The sequence below is a fragment of the Streptomyces sp. NPDC007162 genome, assembly GCF_040634175.1.
Classification (GTDB): domain Bacteria; phylum Actinomycetota; class Actinomycetes; order Streptomycetales; family Streptomycetaceae; genus Streptomyces.
In genome coordinates this window covers 1-2,788 of the sequence record NZ_JBEYFC010000812.1, presented here as the reverse complement: position 1 = coordinate 2,788, position 2,788 = coordinate 1, and the positions used below count along the sequence as shown (strand labels likewise).

General features: G+C 73.2%; 2 protein-coding genes and 2 pseudogenes. 3 read left to right on the top strand and 1 reads right to left on the bottom strand.

Annotated elements, in window-relative coordinates:
- Positions 1-429, top strand: a pseudogene (gene nadE / locus ABZ646_RS44320) (NAD(+) synthase); the annotation flags it as partial.
- 416 nt (positions 430-845) lie between these two features.
- Positions 846-1,448 (top strand): hypothetical protein, encoded by a 603-nt coding sequence (locus ABZ646_RS44315; protein ID WP_360532823.1) that lies wholly within the window; start codon positions 846-848, stop codon positions 1,446-1,448.
- A 227-nt stretch (positions 1,449-1,675) separates the two neighbouring features.
- On the opposite strand, the gene ABZ646_RS44310 is transcribed toward ABZ646_RS44315, so the two are convergent.
- Positions 1,676-2,365 (bottom strand): DUF6215 domain-containing protein, encoded by a 690-nt coding sequence (locus tag ABZ646_RS44310; protein ID WP_360532820.1) that lies wholly within the window; start codon positions 2,363-2,365, stop codon positions 1,676-1,678.
- Between the two features lie 114 nt (positions 2,366-2,479).
- On the opposite strand from ABZ646_RS44310, the pseudogene ABZ646_RS44305 reads away from it, so the two are divergent.
- Positions 2,480-2,788, top strand: a pseudogene (locus ABZ646_RS44305) (hypothetical protein); the annotation flags it as partial.

Sequence of the window (2,788 nt, the reverse complement as noted above, 5' to 3'; positions counted from 1 at the left end):
GCCGCGATCCTCGACACGGAGATCAGCCCGGAGCTGGTGCCGGGTGAGGAACTGCAGTCCACCGAGTCGAAGATCGGCCCGTACGCGCTGCACGACTTCACCCTGTACCAGGTGCTGCGGCACGGCTTCCGACCGTCGAAGATCGCGTTCCTGGCCTGGCACGCCTGGCACGACCGGGCGGCGGGCGCCTGGCCGCCCGGCTTCCCGGAGTCCGAGCGGAAGGCGTACGACCTGGCTGAGATCCGGCACTGGCTCGACTACTTCTGCCGCCGTTTCTTCGCCTTCGCCCAGTTCAAACGCTCGGCGATGCCCAACGGCCCGAAGGTGTCGGCGGGTGGCTCGCTGTCCCCGCGCGGCGACTGGCGTGCCCCTTCCGACAGTTCGGCGCGGGCCTGGCTGCACGACCTGGACCGCGTTCCGCAACGGTGACCCGGACCCCGGCGGGGGCACGCACGCGCGATTTGGCGTGCGTCCCCCGACCGGGGTAGGCTCGATCTTGAGCGAGGCACTCAAGTCCGAGTGAAACGCGATGCGTTGGTGGTCCAAGGAAAGACGCCCCGCTTCCTGCGGGGAAATGCAGGTGCAAGGCCTGCCCGGCGCTCCGACCGAAGAGCCCCGCCCCTGATCCGTCAGGGGCGGGGCTCTTCGCATGTGCGGCTTTCGACGGCTGCGCGGCGCACTCCGACGGGTGAACATCCGGCAGGAGCCGTCCAGCAGAACAAACCGGCTGGTCAAGGCCTTTCCCGTGGGGCGGCGGGGACCGTGCGCCAGGGCCCGAAGCGGTTGCGGCGGCCGGCTCCGCTTCTCACCGTGGGCACAAGGACAGCAGTCTCGAAAGGAACCCCATGCGCGCCCTAGTCTCCCGCGGCCTCCTCGTCTCCCCCCTGGTCTGCGCCGCCCTGGTATGCGGCCCGGCCGCCGCCACCGCTGCCGCCGCCGACGCCGGCCGAGAAGCGTCGGGGCACGGTGCCGTGCAGCAGGCCGTGCCGGCCGGCACCGACCTCGCCACGCTCCTGGACCGGCTCGACGCGACGCACCACTCCCGTCTCGTCTCCCCGTTCCTCGCCACGGTGCCCGGCCTCGCCGAGGCGCACGGCAACCGGCTCGACCCGGCGACGGCCGCCGCCTACGCGCAGGCGGTACGGAAGTGGAGCAACACGGTCCAGGAAAGCATCAAGGCCGCCGTCGGCCGGGCCGCCGGACACCGGACCCAGACACGCGCCGCCGACCCCGTGACGGACCTGGTGAACGCGATCCAGGCCGCCGTCGGCAAACTGCTCGCCTCGCTGACCTCCCTCGACCTGGGCGGAGTGATCAGCGCCGTCACCGGGCTGCTCGCCCCCGTCCTCGACGCGGTCACCGGGCTCCTCGGCAGCGCCGTACCCGCGCTGCCCGCACTCCCCGCCGCGAACACCGTCACCTCCACGGCGACGACCGTCGTCCCCTGAGGAGATGACCCGCGCCCGGCCCCGGAAGGGAGCTGAGTCCCGGCCGCGGCCGGCGCCGGGACGCCGCCGTGAACACCCCACGAACCGCTGCGGCCCGGCCACGCACCGTCGGACACGATCGGGCACATGTGGCCGGCCTCAGGGCCGCGGCCGGCCCGGTGCGCCGGTCACGGGGAAGGCGGGACTTCCGGCCGGGGCCGGCGCCGCGCGCCCGCCTGCGGCCGCCGTCAGGCCTCGTTCCAGCCCGGGGCCGTCCGCAGGACGCGCTCCGCGACCCGCAGGAGTGCCCCGTCGTCGGGCAGCACGTCGTCCTGCCGCCAGATCGCGACCTCGAACGAGCCCTTCCCGTCGTCCTTCCCGTGCTTCGAGACCAGGACGCAGCGCGCCGTACCGCCGGGGCCCGAGCGCGTCTTGCCGCCGGCGAGGTCGAAGCCGATGGAGAGGGTGGGGCTGGAGTAGAGGACGGCGGGGTGTCCCAGCACGCTCGTCCTCCTGGTGCCGCCGAGCAGGTCGCCCGTCTCGGAGACGGGCATGTCGTCGTAGGCCGCCGACAGCTTCACGTAGTACGTCCTGAGGGTCACCGTCGCCTCGGGCGCGGGAATCCTGGTGCCGCCGGCGAGCGTGATCCAGTCCCCGCTGCCGTCGGCGGTCTCGATCCGTTCCCTGGGCGTGCCCAGCAGCGCGGGAAGGTCCGGCCGGTTCAGCAACCCGCACAGGCGGGCACCGGAGATGTACCGGGCCGGCAGCCGGTCGTGCGAGGTCGTGCAGGTCGCCGGTGCGCTGCTGGTCTCCGTCTGGTGGACGAACCGCTTCTGGACCCACAGCGCGCCCACCACGACGGCGAACAAGGCCACCGCGGCCATCACCTGGACCACCGGTCTGCCGGCCTTTTCGGGCTCGCCGAAACCCTCGCTCATGTCCCCCACCCCCGCTGTGCGTCCCCTGTGCGCGTGGAGCCTAACCGATGTCCGCGCGGTGGGCGCACGCCGCTCGGGATTCCCGGTGGCCAGGGCTTCCTCCGGGAGTGTTTGATGGCGGCAGCACGCTTCATCCCGGAGGAAGCAGAGGTGGACGCGGTGACCGACGGTCGGGTCGTCGAGGCGGGCGGGAGTGCCCTGGTGGTGCGTCGCGCACCACGGGAACGGGCTCGCGCGGCGGTACTCGTCCTGCACGGCGGACAGGAGAACGGGCAGCGCCCGGCGCGCCCCTGGCAGCCCGCGGCCCTGCGCATGCGCCCCTTCACCGGGGTCGCCGCCTCCGTCTCCTCACCGCGTGACGTGCTGGTCGGACAGGTGCGGTACCGCTACCGGGGCTGGAACGACACCGCCGACCCCCTGCAC